Raw genomic sequence first — 14,900 nt, forward strand, 5'->3', positions numbered from 1 at the left:
CTCAATACGACCATGATGACCCAAGCCTTTATCTGCGACGCCATCCGCACCCCCTTCGGCCGCTACGGCGGCGCCCTGAGCAGCGTTCGCGCCGACGACCTGGGCGCGATTCCCATCCGGGCCTTGATGGCGCGCAACCCGGACGTGGACTGGCAGATGGTTGCCGACGTGATCTACGGCTGCGCCAACCAGGCCGGCGAAGACAACCGCAATGTGGCGCGCATGAGCGCATTGCTGGCCGGGCTGCCGCTGGAAGTGCCGGGTGGCACGGTCAACCGCCTGTGCGGCTCGGGTTTGGATGCCTTGGGCACGGCAGCGCGCGCCATCAAGTCGGGCGAGGCCGGCCTGATGATCGCCGGCGGCGTCGAGAGCATGAGCCGCGCGCCGTTTGTCATGCCCAAGGCAGAGAGCGCTTTCTCACGCGCCAACAGCATCCAGGACACCACCATTGGCTGGCGCTTCATCAACCAGCTGATGAAGGAACGCTACGGCGTCGATTCGATGCCCGAAACCGCCGAGAACGTCGCCACCGACTACCAGATCAGCCGCCAGGACCAGGACCAGATGGCTCTCAGCAGCCAGCTCAGGGCCGTTTCGGCGCAACAGGCGGGCTACTTCGATGCCGAAATCACGCCGGTCAGCATTGCCCAGAAAAAGGGCGAGCCTGTCCTCGTCAGCAAGGACGAGCATCCGCGCGAAACCTCGATGGAAGTGCTCGCCAGGCTCAAGCCCATCGTGCGCCCCGACGGCACCATCACGGCGGGCAACGCCAGCGGCGTGAACGATGGCGCCTGCGCGCTGCTGCTGGCTGATGAAGCCAGCGCCGCCAGGAACGGCTTGACGCCTAGAGCCCGCATCGTCGGCATGGCGACCGCTGGCGTGGCGCCGCGCGTCATGGGCATCGGCCCGGCGCCGGCAACGCAAAAGGTGCTGGCGCTGACGGGCCTCGGCATCGAGAAGATGGACGTGATCGAACTCAACGAGGCGTTTGCCGCGCAGGGCCTGGCCGTTCTGCGCATGCTTGGCGTGCCCGACGACGACCCGCGCGTCAACGCCTGGGGCGGCGCGATTGCGCTGGGCCATCCGCTGGGCGCCAGCGGCGCGCGCCTGGCCACCACGGCGGTCAACCGGCTGCACCAGACCGGCGGGCGCTACGCGCTGTGCACCATGTGCATCGGCGTGGGACAGGGCATTGCCGTGATCCTGGAACGGGTGTGAAAACCGCATCCTTCAAGGAGACAGCACCTGCAGCCACTCCTGAATTCATAGCTGCTAACGCATGACTGGCGTGCGCAAAAGGCCTTTTTTACTTAAAAATCATGACCCCAGCAGAAATCCTGGCCCAGTACGGCCCCCGAGAAGCGATTGAGTACGACGTGGTCGTGGTCGTGGTCGGCGGCGGCCCGGGCGGGCTGTCGGCGGCCATTCGCCTCAAGCAGCTGGCCAGCGAGCAAGGCACGGAGCTGTCCGTCGTCGTGCTCGAAAAAGGCTCCGAACCCGGCGCGCACATCCTCTCGGGCGCGGTGATGGACCCCAGGGCGCTCACCGAGCTGATCCCCGACTGGAAGGCACTCGGCGCGCCCTTGACGCAGCCCGTGACTGGCGACGAGGTCTTGTTCCTGAGCGAAACCGGCGCCACCCGGACCCCTGATTTCCTCGTGCCCGACTGCTTTCACAACGAAGGCAACTACGTCATCAGCCTGGGCAACGTGACGCGCTGGCTGGCTGGTCAAGCCGAAAGCCTGGGCGTTGAAATCTTTCCCGGCTTTGCCGCCGCCGAGGTGCTGTACAACGACGATGGCTCCGTCAAGGGCGTGGCCACGGGCAACCTCGGTGTCGGCAAGGACGGCGAGCCCACGGGCAACTTCCAGCTCGGCATGGAGCTGCACGGCAAGTACACGGTGTTTGCCGAAGGCGCGCGCGGCCACCTGGGCCGCCAGCTGATCAGCCGCTTCAAGCTCGACGAGGGCAAAGACCCGCAGGCCTACGCGCTGGGCGTGAAGGAACTCTGGGAGATCGACCCGGCCAAACACCAGAGCGGCCTGGTCGTTCACACCGCCGGCTGGCCGATGGACAGCGCTACCTACGGCGGCGGCTTTCTCTACCACCTGGAGGGCAACCAGGTCACGCTGGGCTTTGTCACCGGGCTGGACTACAGCAATCCTTATCTCAGCCCGTTCGAGGAAATGCAGCGCTGGAAGACGCATCCGGCGATCCGCAAGTATCTGGAGGGCGGCAAGCGCATCGGCTACGGCGCGCGGGCCATCACGGCCGGCGGCGCGCTGAGCCTGCCCAAGACCGTGTTTCCCGGCGGCGCGCTGATCGGCTGCGAGGCCGGCTACCTGAACGCCAGCCGCATCAAGGGCAGCCACGCGGCGATCAAGACCGGCATGCTCGCGGCCGAAGCGGCGTATGCCGCAGTGACTTCAGGACGCCAGCATGACGAGCTGAGCAGCTACCCCGAGGCGTACGAAAAAAGCTGGCTGGCTGCGGAACTCAACCAGGCGCGCAACTTCAAGGCCTGGTTCAAGAAGGGCGTGTACGTGGGCTCGCTGATGACCGGCATCGAGCAATGGCTCTTGCCCCGGCTCGGCATCAAGAGCCCGCCGTGGACGATTCACCGCGACAAGCCTGATCACGCGATGCTCAAGCTGGCATCCGAGTGCCAGCCCATCCTTTATCCCAAGCCCGACAACAAGATCACGTTTGACCGCCTGACCTCGGTGTTCATCAGCAACACCAACCACGAGGAGCACCAGCCCGCACACCTGACCTTGAAGGACGCGAGCGTTCCGGTCGCTGTCAACCTGGCCCTCTACGCCGGTCCCGAGAGCCGCTACTGCCCGGCTGGCGTCTACGAGTTCGTGAAGAACCCGGACAACACGGACCGCCTGCAGATCAACGCGCAGAACTGCGTTCACTGCAAGACGTGCGACATCAAGGACCCGACGCAGAACATCGTCTGGGTCACCCCCGAGGGCGGCGGCGGGCCCAACTACAGCGGCATGTAATTGAAAATTGCCAGTTAACTTTGGCCTGCTCGGGAGAAAACGCCTCATACAGAGAGTCCGGCGTATGCATGTTCAGGTTGTCCAGGACCAGCGTGATGCGCTCGGTGTCGGGATCGCTGGGCGATCCGGTTTCTGCCCTGCTTGAGAAAGTATTCCGCAAGCACAAGCGCCCGGTGGGCAGCTGTTGGCGAATGGACAAAGTCAAGCTAAGTTCGGGCGGCCTGCGTCATGTCAGGCATCGGGCCCACATAGCGCCCGCGCGGACGGATCACTTGCGCCACGCCCAATTGTTCCAGGCTGTGCGCCAACAGTCCGACGCTGCGCGCCGTTGCGAACAGGCCAAAGGCCGCGTCGAGAGGCAGCCGATGGTGCGCCACCAGGGCGGCCAGGGCCACGTCGATGTTGGGCTGCAAACCGGTCAGCATCGTTACCTTCTGGATGAAGCGCGCGATCACCTCCGGGGGCTCGAACAACGCCAGAAGGGCGGCCGCGCGCGGATCGCCATCGGGATAAAGGTGGTGGCCAAATCCTGCCAAGGGCAGGCCGGTCGACAGGTAGTGGGCCACCACCTGGTCCTCGCCCAGCCGTTCCACTTCGCTGAACAGCGCCTGGACGCGGCCGGAGGCATCGCCATGCAAGGGCCCCGAGAGTGTGCTCAATCCGGCCAGAAGGCAAGCCGGCAACGAGGCGCCTGTCGAAGCCGCAATGCGTGCGACAAACGCTGAACTGGTCAACTCGTGGTCAACCAGCAGCACCATGGCCGTTCGCAGCAAATCGGCCACCTGGGTCGATTGTTTCCACCCTTGCGCAAAGCGCAGATGCAGCGGCTCGCGCCCGTGCTGGGCACCAAACGCATTGGCCAGTTGACCCACCAGACTCTGGCCCTCGTTGTGCAGCACCCGGATCAAGCGTCCACGGGTGGAATGCCCGGCTGCCGCCAGAGCGGCCAAGGCCGTGAAAGCCGCGACGCGCCCAGGCTGGCCCGAGTGCATCGGCGCAGATGACGTAGAGGACGAAAAGTCGACGGGCTGCCCGGCACCCCACAACAGTTGCGCCACGTCTTCCAGGTTGGCCGACCGGGCCAGGCTCACGGCATCCTGGCCCCGGTAATAAGGCCGTCCGCGAAAGAACGCGCACAGGGCCGTCGGGATGCTGGGCTCCGAGCCGAAGAGCGTGTTGGCAGCCAGGGTCTCGTGTTTGCGACCGGCCTGTTTGCGTTTGGCCAGGCCGGCAACGTCCTCGGCGCGGTACAGGCTGCGGCGCGTATCGGCCGGGTCGGGCATGACCTCCAGCTTGCCACGGCTCACGTAGGCATAAACCGTCTGAGGCCGCACCCCAAGGAGGTCACATGCCTCGTTCATCGAAATCCAGGAAGCCATGATCAAACTTTAGATATTTATATATGTTGATTTTATACATCAATATTGACCAATAGATCAATCATTTACTAACATGCCTACATCTTCGAAAAAAACCACCTTGAACACATGGGCCACCTCGGCCCCCACTTGAATGAATTGACATGAAACCTCGGCTCCTGCAACTCAATCCCATCCTGATCCCCGCGATCAACGACAAGCTCGCATCGCTCTACTCTGTCCACAAATTCTTCGAGGTGACGCACCAGGAGGCCTGGCTGCGTGAACATGGCGCATCCATCGCCGCCGTGATCACCGGCGGGCACACCGGCATTTCGCAAGCGATGCTGGAGCAGTTGCCTGGCCTCAAGGTGGTGGCCGTCAACGGCGTCGGCACCGATGCGGTGGACCTGGCGTACTGCCGAGGCCGTGGCCTGCCCGTCACCGCCACCCTGGGCGCGTTGACCGAAGACGTGGCCGATCTGGCCATTGGCTTGCTGATCGCTGCTTGCCGAAACCTGTGTGCCGGCGACCGCTTCGTGCGCGATGGCCAGTGGGAACTTCACCCCCAGCCCAGCGCCATCCCGCTGGCCCGCCGGTTCAGCGGCATGCGCGTGGGCATCGTCGGCATGGGGCGGGTGGGCCGCGCCGTCGCGGCTCGGGCGACGGCTTTTGGCTGCCCGATCAGCTACACCGACCTGCGCCCCATGGACGACGTTGCGCACCGGTTTGTGACTAACCTGGTGGACCTCGCGCATGACTCCGACGCGCTGGTACTGTGCGCGGCGGCGGACACGGCCGAAGGCATCGTCAACGCGGCCGTGCTCGAAGCGCTCGGCCCGCGCGGCTTCCTGGTCAACGTCGCCCGTGGCCGCCTGGTCAATGAGGCCGACCTGACAGAGGCGCTGGCGGCCGGCCGCATTGCCGGTGCGGGCCTGGACGTGTTCGTTGACGAACCCCGCGTTCCCCTGGCGCTGCGCCAGTCCGACAGCGTGACCCTGCAGGCCCACCGCGCCAGTGCCACCTGGGAGACCCGGACCGCCATGGGCGAGATGGTGTTGGAAAGCATCGCTCAGGCCCTGGCGGGCGAGCGCCCGACGATGAGCCTGACCACCTGAGCCTCAGGACAGGCCCCCTGCGATCCGCCTATTGACCTGATCTGACAGACACCCCGGAACACCACGGAGAAAAGTCCATGTTCACCCGATACTTCCCGCTCACCATGGCCATCGCCCTCGGCTTGATGGCGGTCCCGCCCGCCTTCGCCCAGACCTACCCTTCCCGAATGGTGACCCTGGTGGTGCCCTTCCCGCCCGGAGGCGGAACCGATACTGGCGCGCGGATCATTGCCGAGCAACTGAGCAGGCGCTGGGGGCAAACAGTCGTCATCGATAACAAGGGCGGCGCAGCCGGGCAGATCGGCGCAGACCTGGTCGCCAAGTCCAAGCCGGACGGCTACACCTTGCTGCTGGGCAACATTGGCACGCAAGCGATCAATCCATCGCTGTATCCCAGAATGCCGTACAACCCGGACACGGCGTTTGCGCCCATCTCCCTGCTGGCCGAACTGCCGCTGGCCATGATGGTCAATCCGGCCGTATCAGCGAACACGGCCGCCGAATTCATCGCCCTGGCCAAGTCCCGACCGGGGCAACTCAGCTACAGCAGTGCGGGTGCTGGCGGTGCGCCGCACCTGGTGGCAGAAATGTTCAAGGAACAAACCGGCAGCTTTATCCTTCACGTGCCCTACCGGGGTGGCGGTCCGGCCATCGCCGATCTTCTTGCCGGTCACGTGCAGTTGTCCTTCATGACGGTGCTGGAAGCCTCCGGACACATCAAGGCCAAAAAACTGCGCGCCCTGGCCGTGACCGGTAGCAAGCGCGTGCCGGCACTGCCCGACGTGCCCACGCTGTCGGAAAACGTGCTCCCCGGGTTCAACGCCATCTCCTGGCTTGGGTTGCTGGCCCCTGCCGGCACGCCACAAGTCATCGTGGAGAAGATCGCCGCTGATGTGCGCAGCATCCTGGCAGAAGAATCAGTCAAGGCACGCTTCGTGTCACTGGGGGGCGTGCCGCGCGCGACAACACCGCAGGAATTTACCCAACTGATCGCAGGGGACAGGCGGCGCTACGCCCAGATCATCCGCGACCGAAAAATTTCCACCGAATGACTGCCATGACGGACTTCGTTTTCCCGGCGCCTGCGCCGACCACCGTTGCAGTGGCCGGTAGCACGGCGGTTTTTCCTGTGGGCCGCGTGTTTTGCATCGGCCGCAACTACCGCTGGAGCCAGGACGAGGCGATGCCTCAAGAAATGCCCGCCTGGTTCATGAAGCCCGCCAGCGCGGTGGTGCGCGCCCATGGCGTCCTGCCCTATCCTCCGGCTACGGGCGACTTTTGCCATGAGATCGAACTGGTCGTGGCCATCGGTCGTGGCGGCCGGGACATCGACCCGGCGCAGGTGGAGCCGCATCACATCTGGGGCTATGCCGCAGGACTCGATCTCACGCGGCGCGACCTGCAGCAGCAAGCCAAGCGTGCCGGTGGCCCCTGGGAGGCCGCCAAAGCCTTCGACCACTCGGCCCCCTGCACGCCCCTGGTGCCGGCTGCGGCTTGCGGCCACCCCAGACAGGGTGCCGTGTGGCTGACGGTCAACGGCATCGAACGGCAGCGCGCCGATGTGTCCGACCTCTTGTGGCCGGTGCCCGAACTGGTGGCCATGCTGTCGAGGTCAGTGACGCTCATGCCCGGCGACCTGATCTACACCGGCACACCCGCAGGCGTCGGCCCACTGCAACCCGGCGATGTCGTCCAGGGCGGCGTGGCAGGCGTCGGCCAGTTTTCCATGACCGTGGGCAGCATCAGCCACGGAGATTCAACACCCATGACAGGAGACTCCCTTTGAACACAACCACCCCCAAGAAGATCGCGCTGGTCACCGGCGCGGGCAGCGGCATCGGTCGAGCCGTGGCCCTTGGCCTGCTAAACGACGGCTGGAGCGTCGTGCTGGCCGGCCGTCGTGCCGAGCCCTTGCAGGCGCTGGTGGCCGAGGCCGAACCGCGTGGCCAGACGGCGATGGCCGTGCCCACCGATGTGAGCGACCCGGTCAGCGTGGAGGCGCTGTTCGCCACCATCGAGCACCGCTTCGGCCGACTCGATGTGCTGTTCAACAATGCCGGCGTGAACGCCCCGGCGGTGCCGATGGACGAATTGCCGCTGGACAAATGGTTCAGCGTGATCAACACCAACGTCACCGGCGTGTTCCTGTGCGCACGCGCCGCCTTCGGCCTGATGCGCCGCCAGTCGCCGCAGGGCGGGCGCATCATCAACAATGGCTCGATCTCGGCGCACACGCCGCGCCCCTTCACCGCGCCCTACACCATTAGCAAGCATGCCGTGTCGGGCCTGACCAAGGCGCTGGCACTGGACGGGCGTGCATTCAACATCGTGGCCAGCCAGATCGACATCGGCAATGCGCTGACCGAGCTGTCCGAGCGCATGACGCGCGGCGTCTTGCAAGCCAACGGCACGGTCGCGCCTGAACCCATGATGGACGCCAACCACGTGGCCAACGCGGTGCGTCACATCGCCGCGATGCCGCTGGAGGCCAACGTGCTGAACATGACCATCATGGCCAGCGCCATGCCCTACGTCGGGCGCGGCTGAGAGCCAGGTGCAAAGCGTATAGCGCCACGGGCATCGATAAGCCCGCCGGCGCTTGATGACGATTGACCCAACCACAAAAGGAGACTTTCATGCAACTCACATCCCTGTTCAAGACCCTTGCCGTCTCGGCGTGCCTGGCCGTGGCGCCGACCCTGGCATCGGCCCAGGCCTACCCGAGCCGCGCCATCAGGATCATCGTGCCCGCCCCGCCGGGCGGCGCGATCGACACCATTGCCCGCGTCGTCGGAGACAAGATCGGGGCCTCGATGGGCCAGCCGGTGATCGTCGACAACAGGCCCGGCGCATCCAACAACCTCGGCACGGATGCCCTGGCCAAATCAGCGCCCGATGGCTACACGATCGGCATCGTGGGCGGCAGCCACAACACCAACAAGTTTCTGTTCAAGAACCTGGGCTGGGACCCGGAAAAAAGCTTCGAGCCCATCGTCTACACCCACGAAGTTCCTCTGGTGTTCGCCATCTACCCGCAGATTCCCGCCAGGACACTGCCCGAGTTCGTGGCCTGGATGAAGGCCAATCCGGGCGAGGCCAAGGTGGCCACCTCTGGCCGCGGCAGTGCGCAGGAAATGGCGGCCGAGATGTTCCGCATGGCGAGCGGCGCGCCAATGCTGCTGGTCCCATACAAGGGCTCTTCCGCCGCCCACCCAGACCTGCTGGCCGGGCGCACCGCGCTCTACATCGACACGATCAGCGCCATCCAGTCGCAGGTGAAAGCCGGCAATGTGCGAGCCGTTGCGGTATCGACCCAGAAGCGCTCAAAGTCTCTGCCGGACGTGCCGACCGCGAACGAACAGGGGCTCAAGGGCTACGACGCCAACACGAATGGCGGTTTTTTGGCGCCGGCCGGCACGCCCAAGGTGATTGTCGCCAAGCTCAATGCCGAGATCAACGCGGCGCTGAAGCTGCCTGACGTGCGGGCCAAGCTGGAGGCTGCCGGTATCGAGATCCAGGGCGGAACGCCGCAGGAGTACGCCGCGCTGATCAAGTCCGACCTCGCCAAGTGGGGCAAGGTCGTCAAGGAGGCGGGCATCCAGCCGGAGTGAGGGCGCAGGGTATGGCCCGGATGCTGTTCCACGGCGACTCGGCGCACCATGTGTTATTGGTATGACTTCATATTTGATAGCAACAAATACTTAGCTGTCGTGCGCAGATGGCCTTTTAAGGCATTAAATATCGGCTCAGATCATGCTTCGGGCTGACGCAAGGCTTGAGGCTTGGCGAAATCCGCTGCTTGATTTGTGGCGCCTCAAGAAAACCAGCGCAAAACCGCAGCAGCAGTCAGCGCCGTCGCAGCCAGCGCGGCGAGCGCGCGCCAGGTCGCTTGCCCTGCCCGCTGGCTCCAGCCGGTGCCACGGTAAATATACGTCGCGGCCAACCCGAAGCCCGCAGCGGCGCAGGCCATCTTGACCAGCAGCGCGGCAACCGCGATGCCGTGGATGTCCGGGAAGCGTCCGTAATAAAGCCAGCTGACAAAGCCAAAAGCCCCGCCGCTGGCCGCCTGCGCGGCCCATCCGGCCAGCATGATCCAAGCCAGCGGTTTGCGCATCCCGGTGAACTGCGGCCCCAGCCATAGCGCGCAGGCAGCGCTGCCGACCACGGCGACGGCGCCGAAGTTGTGCACCACCTGGATGGCCGCATAGCTCAGGTTTTGCAGTTCCATGAGGGCGACCGCATGAAGGCTAGTTGACGCTCACCTTGACGCACTGCTCCACGCCGATGGGCGTGTGGCCCTTGTCCACGACCTTGACGCAGATGTCGTGCGGGCCGGACGCCAGGCTGGTCAGCGCGTAGCTGCCCTTGAGCTGGCGCAGGATGGCCACTTCCTTGCTGTCCACGTAGAGATGCACATGGTCGCCCTTGGGGCCGGGCATGACTTCGTAGGCAACGCTGGTCTTGGCCATGGTATCGAGCTTGGCGCCCTCCACCGGGGACGTGATCTTGACCGATGCTTCCTGCGCAAAGCCTGCCTGCGAGCAGACCAGCAGCGCGGCGCCGAGGATGGGATAAATAAAAGAACTGCGCATTGCGACTCCCCTTTCATTGGGTTGAATGCCGAGTGAACCCCTTATTTCCAGCCATTGGGATGGCATTTATTTATAGCACTCCCCCATTGATCCGGGACGATGAAATAGACCGGCAGTGGCTTGCAGGAAGTAAAGGGTGTAGCCAACAAAGACAAACGGGCCGCAATCTGTCCTTGCGCCAGCGTTGACGTCATGGGGGCAGCAGGCCCGCCACCAGGTGATCAATCCACACGCGCAGCTTGGCCGGCAGGAAGCGGTTCGGCGGGTACAGCAGCCAGGCCATGCCGGCGTAGTCGGTCGCGTGCTCCCAGTCGTCCAGCACCGTGACCAGCTCGCCTTTGGCCAGGGCTGCGCGGGCGGTGAATTCGGGCAGGCTGGCAATGCCCAGGTGCGCCAGGGCTCCTTCGAGCCGCACTTCGCTGTGGTTGGCCACGTAGCGGCCGCTCACCTTGAGCGTGACTTCGTCCCCGGCGCGCCGGAACCGCCAGTGGCGGTCGCGCTCGTCTTCGCCCAGGTACAGGCAGCTGTGCCGGGCCAGGTCGCGCGGATGCCCGGGCGTACCGTGCGCCGCCAGGTAGGACGGACTGGCGCAGGCCAGGTGGCGAATCCGCATCAGCGGCCGCCCGGCCAGCCCCGGCGGCGGCGCGTCGGTGATGCGGATGGCCAGGTCGATGCTTTCCTCGAACAGGTCCACCGTGCGGTCGGTGATGACAAGCTGCACATCCACCTCGGGGTATTGCTGCAGGAAGGACGCCATCAGCGGATGCACCACCAGGCGGCCGAACGCCTTGGGCATGCTGATGCGCACCAGCCCGCGCGGCGTGGCGACATGGGTGTCGCTCAGCGCCAGCACCTCGCGCGCAGCGGCCACCATGGCCTGGCAGCCGGTGTAGGCGGCTGTTCCGGCCTCGGTCAGGCGCAGCTTGCGGGTGGTGCGCTCCAGCAGGCGCACCCGCAGCACGCTTTCGAGGCGCGCCACCTGCCGGCTGACCGCCGAGGGGGTGATGCCCAACTGGCGGGCGGCGGCCGAGAAGCTGCCGGCGTCCACCACGCGGACAAATACGGCCATGTCGGGCAGATTATCGAGTGGGTTATTGATGCTCATGGCGCACAAGTGCTGTTCTGTTTGACAGGATTATCACGCTGCGCAGTCGAATCAATAATTCCTGCCTGTTCCCCATCACGAGCCTTCGCCATGACGACCCTCACCCTGCCGCAGCCCAGAAGCCTGCTTCGCCTGTCCGACCTGACGCTGCTCGGGGTGGCCGTGGTCTGGGGAACCAGCTATGGCGTGGCCAAGGGCGCGCTGGCCTTTTACCCGGTGCTGGGCTTTTTGGCCGTTCGCTTCATCCTCACGTTTGTCCTGCTGCTGCCGGCGCTGCTGCGCGCCACGGGCCGGCAACGCGTTGACGCCATGCGGGCCGGCCTGCCGCTGGGCGCCTTGATGCTGGGCATTTTCCTGTGCGAAACCTTTGGCGTCGCGTACACGCAGGCCAGCAACGCCGCGTTTTTGATCAGCCTGTGCGTGGTGTTCACGCCTTTTGTCGAATGGTGGCTGCTGGGCAGCCGGCCGGCTAGGGCGATGTTTGTGTTTGCCGGCATCTCGCTGCTGGGCGCGGCCCTGCTCAGCGGCGGGCTGGCCGGCCAGTTCGGCCCGGGCGATGGCTTGATGCTGGCGGCCGCCGTGCTGCGCGCCATCACGGTGTGCCAGACCAGCAAATTGACCCGGCGCAGCAGCGCCCCAGCCCTGGCGCTGACAGCGGTGCAGGCCGGCGTCATCGGTTTTGGCAGCCTGCTGCTGGCCTTGTTGATGCCCGGCCAACTGCCGCCGCTGCCGATTGACAGCGCCTTCTGGCTGGCCAGCGCCTACCTGGTGCTGGGCTGCACCGTGTTCGCTTTTTTCGCGCAGAACTGGGCGCTTCAGCGCACATCGCCCAGCCGCGTCGCCTTGCTGACGAGCAGCGAGCCGGCCTTCGGCGCCCTGTTCGCGGTGCTCTGGCTGGGCGAAGGGCTGAGCATCACGGGCTGGCTCGGCGGCGGGCTCATCGTCGTGGCGGCGCTGTGGACGACAGCCCGGCGCGGTTGAGTTGTCAGCGGCGGATGGTTACTGCTTTTTTGATAGCATCAACCGCCCGCCCATCGTGCGCAAAGCTTCGATTTCACCTGATTAGATACATAGCTCAGACTAAAACCGCTTGTCATTCCCGCGAAGGCGGGAATCCAGGGTTCTCAAGGCGCTTGGCTACTGGATTCCCGCCTTCGCGGGAATGACGGCTTTCATACTTGTCTGAGGCAGGTAGCTAATCAGGCGATTTCATTCAAAGTTTCATCCACCCAGGCAACCGCCGCCTTGCACGGCTCAGGCCAGGGCTTCCTGGATTTCCAGCGCGTCCTGAACTTCCTGCCCCGCTCCAGCCTGTGCCGCCGCGCGCTGCGCGTAGCGGTTCTGCGGGAACGGCAAGCCCAGGTTCCCCCGGAACGTGTCTTCGCCGTATTCGGTGCGGTAAATACCGCGCGCCTGCAGCAGCGGCACTACCAGTTCGACAAAATCCTTCAGCGAGGAATTGGGCAGGGCCTCGAAGAAATTGAAGCCGTCCGCGCCGCCCTGCGTGAACCAGCGCTCGATCTCGTCGGCCACCTGTTCGGCCGTGCCGACAAAGGTGCGCTTGGGTCGGGCGTGCCACAGCGCCACCTCGCGCAGGCTCAAGCCGTGCGCCTTGGCGTGCTGCTTGATCTTGTCGCTGCCGGCCTGCTGGCTGTTGCGGCCCAGGTCGCCCAGGTCGGGGAAAGGCGCGTCGAGCGGGTAGCTTGAAAAATCGTGGTCATTGAAAGGCCGGGCCAGCGCGGCAATGGCATTTTCAATCGGCACCAGGCTGGCCGATTCCTCGTACTTGCGCTCGGCTTCCTCCAGCGTGCGGCCGACGATGGGACGGATGCCGGGCAGCAAAAACACCTCGTCGGGCTTGCGTCCGGCGGCTGCCACGCGCGCCTTCACGTCGCGGTAGTAAGCCTGCGCCTCGTCCAGCGTGTCGGCATGGAAGAAGATCGCATCGGCGTTTTGGGCGGCAAAGTTCTTGCCGTCCTCCGACGCGCCGGCCTGGAAAATCACCGGCTGGCCCTGGCGCGAGCGGCTGATGTTCAGCGGCCCCTCGACCGAGAAGAATTCGCCCTCATGGTCCAGCTTGTGCAGCTTCTTCGGGTCCAGGAACTGGCCGGTGGCCTTGTCGCGCACCAGTGCATCGTCTTCCCACGAATCCCACAGGCCCTGCACCACGCCCAGATGCTCGGCGGCCAGGCGGTAGCGCACGTCGTGGTCGTAATGCTCCTTCTTGCTGTAGTTACGCGCGCTGCCGTCGAGCCACGAGGTGACGACGTTCCAGCCCGCGCGGCCGCTGCTGATGTGGTCGAGCGAGGCAAACTGCCGCGCCACCGTGAAGGGCTCGCTGTAGCTGGCCGTCACCGTGCCGACCAGGCCGATTTTCGAGGTCACGGCCGCCAGCGCCGACAGGATGGTCAGCGGCTCGAAGCGGTTCAGGTAATGCGGGCTGGAGCGCTCGGTGATGTGCACACTGTCGGCGACAAACAGGAATTCAAAGCGCCCTTTTTCGGCCAGCTGGGCCTGCTCCTTGTAAAAATTGAAATTGACGCTGGCGTCGGTGACGGCGTGTTCGTGGCGCCAGTCGCCCCAGCCGGCGCCCACGCCGTGCAGGACAAAGCCCAGTTTGAGTTGACGGGCGGGTTGTTGTTGAGTCATGGTGAGCCTTGTGAAGCGTTAAAAAAAGAAATCAAAAATTCAGCCGCGCAGCGCCTTGTCGAAGGTGCGGTCCCACAACGGCGCCACCTTGACCGGGCCGTCGAGCACGCCGATCTGCGCGAACACGTTGGCCACTTCCTGGTGGCTGGCGATGTCGGTATCGGCAACGGCCAAGATGCGGTCGTCGTGGCTGCGGCCGCGAAACAGCTCCAGCAGGGCCTGCGCCGGAACGCGGGTTTCGGTGCTTTGCGCCTGCGCCCACTGCTCGGGATGCGCCACGCCCCAGGCGGTCGCTTTTTGCAGGCGCTGCAGCAGATCGGCCAGCGCGGCCCGGCGCAACGGGTCGGCCACGGCGTCGGCGTTGGCATAGGTCAGAAAATTGCCGGACAGGTAGCCCAGCGAGGTCTTGACGACGCGCGCGCCGTATTTGCTGCGTGCCAGCTGGCCGTTGTAGCCGTAGATCGCCCAGGCATCGAAGTCGCCGCCGGCAAAGGCCGACAGGCCATCCGACGGGCTCAGGCTGATGGCCTGGATGTCCTGGAACGACAGGCCCGCCTCGGCCAGCATCTTTTGCAAGAAGTAATGCGTGGTGGTGGCGCGCACATAGCCGACCCGCTTGCCCCTGAGATCGGCAATCGTCTTGATGGGCGAGTCTTTTTGCGCAAACACGGCCTGGTTGTTCAGGTCGCCCTTGGCGACGGCGACCACGCGCACCCGCCCCGGCGAGCGCGCGGCAAACACCGCCGGAATCTCGCTGCCCGAGCCCAGATCGAGCGCATCGGCGTTGATGGCTTCGATGTGCTGCACGCCCGAGTTGAATTCCTTCCAGTCGATCCTGTAGGGCGTGGCGCCCAGCCCGGCGGCTTTCAGCAGCGTGACCCAGCCGCCTTTGTAGGACGCCACGCGCAGGCTGGTCCGGGACAGGTCGCTTGCGGCGGTCTGCGCGGCGGCCCAGGGCAGCGCCAGCGCCGCCACACCCGCCGCCCCGGCCTGAATGAGGCGACGGCGGGCCACATGGACGGCCACACCCTCGATGCCCAGGGAGTGTCTTGTCTGAAAAACCATGC

General features: G+C 65.2%; 14 protein-coding genes and 1 pseudogene. 9 read left to right on the top strand and 6 right to left on the bottom strand.

Annotated elements, in window-relative coordinates; all coding sequences use genetic code 11:
- Positions 1–12 precede the first annotated feature (12 nt).
- The 3 genes and pseudogenes from pcaF to ABLV49_RS26050 form a co-directional block, all read left to right on the top strand.
- The gene (pcaF, locus tag ABLV49_RS13995; protein WP_349277290.1) at positions 13–1,218 is read left to right on the top strand and encodes a 3-oxoadipyl-CoA thiolase; all 1,206 of its coding nucleotides are present in this window, start codon (positions 13–15) and stop codon (positions 1,216–1,218) included.
- A gap of 101 nt (positions 1,219–1,319) precedes the next feature.
- The gene (locus tag ABLV49_RS14000) at positions 1,320–3,011 is read left to right on the top strand and encodes an electron transfer flavoprotein-ubiquinone oxidoreductase (protein ID WP_349277292.1); all 1,692 of its coding nucleotides are present in this window, start codon (positions 1,320–1,322) and stop codon (positions 3,009–3,011) included.
- 111 nt (positions 3,012–3,122) lie between these two features.
- Positions 3,123–3,212 (top strand): annotated as a pseudogene (locus ABLV49_RS26050) (IS6 family transposase); the annotation flags it as partial.
- A gap of 5 nt (positions 3,213–3,217) precedes the next feature.
- Here the strand turns inward: ABLV49_RS26050 and ABLV49_RS14005 are convergent.
- Positions 3,218–4,390, bottom strand: coding sequence for a citrate synthase family protein (locus tag ABLV49_RS14005; protein ID WP_349277294.1), 1,173 nt, complete (start codon positions 4,388–4,390; stop codon positions 3,218–3,220).
- Positions 4,391–4,533: 143 nt separating this feature from the next.
- On the opposite strand from ABLV49_RS14005, the gene ABLV49_RS14010 reads away from it, so the two are divergent.
- The 5 genes from ABLV49_RS14010 to ABLV49_RS14030 all read left to right on the top strand — a co-directional run bounded on the left by ABLV49_RS14010 (position 4,534) and on the right by ABLV49_RS14030 (position 9,098).
- Positions 4,534–5,487, top strand: coding sequence for a 2-hydroxyacid dehydrogenase (locus ABLV49_RS14010; protein WP_349277296.1), 954 nt, complete (start codon positions 4,534–4,536; stop codon positions 5,485–5,487).
- A 77-nt stretch (positions 5,488–5,564) separates the two neighbouring features.
- Positions 5,565–6,539, top strand: coding sequence for a Bug family tripartite tricarboxylate transporter substrate binding protein (locus tag ABLV49_RS14015; protein WP_349277298.1), 975 nt, complete (start codon positions 5,565–5,567; stop codon positions 6,537–6,539).
- Between the two features lie 5 nt (positions 6,540–6,544).
- Positions 6,545–7,273, top strand: a complete 729-nt coding sequence (locus tag ABLV49_RS14020; RefSeq protein WP_349277300.1) for a fumarylacetoacetate hydrolase family protein — start codon at positions 6,545–6,547, stop codon at positions 7,271–7,273.
- Complete coding sequence (locus ABLV49_RS14025; RefSeq protein ID WP_349277302.1) at positions 7,270–8,034, top strand: SDR family oxidoreductase; 765 nt, start codon at positions 7,270–7,272, stop codon at positions 8,032–8,034. The genes ABLV49_RS14020 and ABLV49_RS14025 overlap by 4 nt, the downstream gene beginning before the upstream one ends.
- An 89-nt stretch (positions 8,035–8,123) precedes the next feature.
- A complete protein-coding gene (locus ABLV49_RS14030; protein ID WP_349277303.1) occupies positions 8,124–9,098 on the top strand; it encodes a Bug family tripartite tricarboxylate transporter substrate binding protein in 975 nt (324 codons plus the stop codon).
- Positions 9,099–9,301: 203 nt separating this feature from the next.
- Here the strand turns inward: ABLV49_RS14030 and ABLV49_RS14035 are convergent, their stop codons facing one another.
- The 3 genes from ABLV49_RS14035 to ABLV49_RS14045 all read right to left on the bottom strand — a co-directional run bounded on the left by ABLV49_RS14035 (position 9,302) and on the right by ABLV49_RS14045 (position 11,184).
- Positions 9,302–9,715 (bottom strand): hypothetical protein, encoded by a 414-nt coding sequence (locus ABLV49_RS14035; protein ID WP_349277305.1) that lies wholly within the window; start codon positions 9,713–9,715, stop codon positions 9,302–9,304.
- Positions 9,716–9,734: 19 nt separating this feature from the next.
- Positions 9,735–10,079: a hypothetical protein gene (locus ABLV49_RS14040; protein WP_349277241.1), complete on the bottom strand. Its 345-nt coding sequence runs from the start codon at positions 10,077–10,079 to the stop codon at positions 9,735–9,737.
- 190 nt (positions 10,080–10,269) lie between these two features.
- Positions 10,270–11,184 (bottom strand): LysR family transcriptional regulator, encoded by a 915-nt coding sequence (locus ABLV49_RS14045; RefSeq protein ID WP_349277243.1) that lies wholly within the window; start codon positions 11,182–11,184, stop codon positions 10,270–10,272.
- A 90-nt stretch (positions 11,185–11,274) separates the two neighbouring features.
- Between ABLV49_RS14045 and ABLV49_RS14050 the strand changes: the two genes are divergently transcribed.
- Positions 11,275–12,165 (top strand): DMT family transporter, encoded by an 891-nt coding sequence (locus tag ABLV49_RS14050; RefSeq protein ID WP_349277307.1) that lies wholly within the window; start codon positions 11,275–11,277, stop codon positions 12,163–12,165.
- A gap of 273 nt (positions 12,166–12,438) precedes the next feature.
- Here the strand turns inward: ABLV49_RS14050 and ABLV49_RS14055 are convergent, their stop codons facing one another.
- Positions 12,439–13,833, bottom strand: coding sequence for an LLM class flavin-dependent oxidoreductase (locus tag ABLV49_RS14055; protein WP_349277309.1), 1,395 nt, complete (start codon positions 13,831–13,833; stop codon positions 12,439–12,441).
- A gap of 39 nt (positions 13,834–13,872) precedes the next feature.
- The gene (locus ABLV49_RS14060) at positions 13,873–14,898 is read right to left on the bottom strand and encodes an ABC transporter substrate-binding protein (protein ID WP_349277310.1); all 1,026 of its coding nucleotides are present in this window, start codon (positions 14,896–14,898) and stop codon (positions 13,873–13,875) included.
- Between the last annotated feature and the right edge of the window lie 2 nt (positions 14,899–14,900).

Origin of the sequence: Polaromonas hydrogenivorans (genome assembly GCF_040105105.1) — a bacterium.
In the GTDB taxonomy this organism is placed as follows: Bacteria; Pseudomonadota; Gammaproteobacteria; order Burkholderiales; family Burkholderiaceae_C; genus Polaromonas; species Polaromonas hydrogenivorans.

What these genes read in the sequence shown, in the direction of transcription:
- pcaF (WP_349277290.1), top strand. Translation starts at nt 13, where the DNA reads ATGATGACCCAAGCCTTTATCTGCGACGCCATCCGCACCCCCTTCGGC.
- ABLV49_RS14000 (WP_349277292.1), top strand. Translation starts at nt 1,320, where the DNA reads ATGACCCCAGCAGAAATCCTGGCCCAGTACGGCCCCCGAGAAGCGATT.
- ABLV49_RS14005 (WP_349277294.1), bottom strand. Translation starts at nt 4,390, where the DNA reads ATGGCTTCCTGGATTTCGATGAACGAGGCATGTGACCTCCTTGGGGTG.
- ABLV49_RS14010 (WP_349277296.1), top strand. Translation starts at nt 4,534, where the DNA reads ATGAAACCTCGGCTCCTGCAACTCAATCCCATCCTGATCCCCGCGATC.
- ABLV49_RS14015 (WP_349277298.1), top strand. Translation starts at nt 5,565, where the DNA reads ATGTTCACCCGATACTTCCCGCTCACCATGGCCATCGCCCTCGGCTTG.
- ABLV49_RS14020 (WP_349277300.1), top strand. Translation starts at nt 6,545, where the DNA reads ATGACGGACTTCGTTTTCCCGGCGCCTGCGCCGACCACCGTTGCAGTG.
- ABLV49_RS14030 (WP_349277303.1), top strand. Translation starts at nt 8,124, where the DNA reads ATGCAACTCACATCCCTGTTCAAGACCCTTGCCGTCTCGGCGTGCCTG.
- ABLV49_RS14035 (WP_349277305.1), bottom strand. Translation starts at nt 9,715, where the DNA reads ATGGAACTGCAAAACCTGAGCTATGCGGCCATCCAGGTGGTGCACAAC.
- ABLV49_RS14040 (WP_349277241.1), bottom strand. Translation starts at nt 10,079, where the DNA reads ATGCGCAGTTCTTTTATTTATCCCATCCTCGGCGCCGCGCTGCTGGTC.
- ABLV49_RS14045 (WP_349277243.1), bottom strand. Translation starts at nt 11,184, where the DNA reads ATGAGCATCAATAACCCACTCGATAATCTGCCCGACATGGCCGTATTT.
- ABLV49_RS14050 (WP_349277307.1), top strand. Translation starts at nt 11,275, where the DNA reads ATGACGACCCTCACCCTGCCGCAGCCCAGAAGCCTGCTTCGCCTGTCC.
- ABLV49_RS14055 (WP_349277309.1), bottom strand. Translation starts at nt 13,833, where the DNA reads ATGACTCAACAACAACCCGCCCGTCAACTCAAACTGGGCTTTGTCCTG.
- ABLV49_RS14060 (WP_349277310.1), bottom strand. Translation starts at nt 14,898, where the DNA reads ATGGTTTTTCAGACAAGACACTCCCTGGGCATCGAGGGTGTGGCCGTC.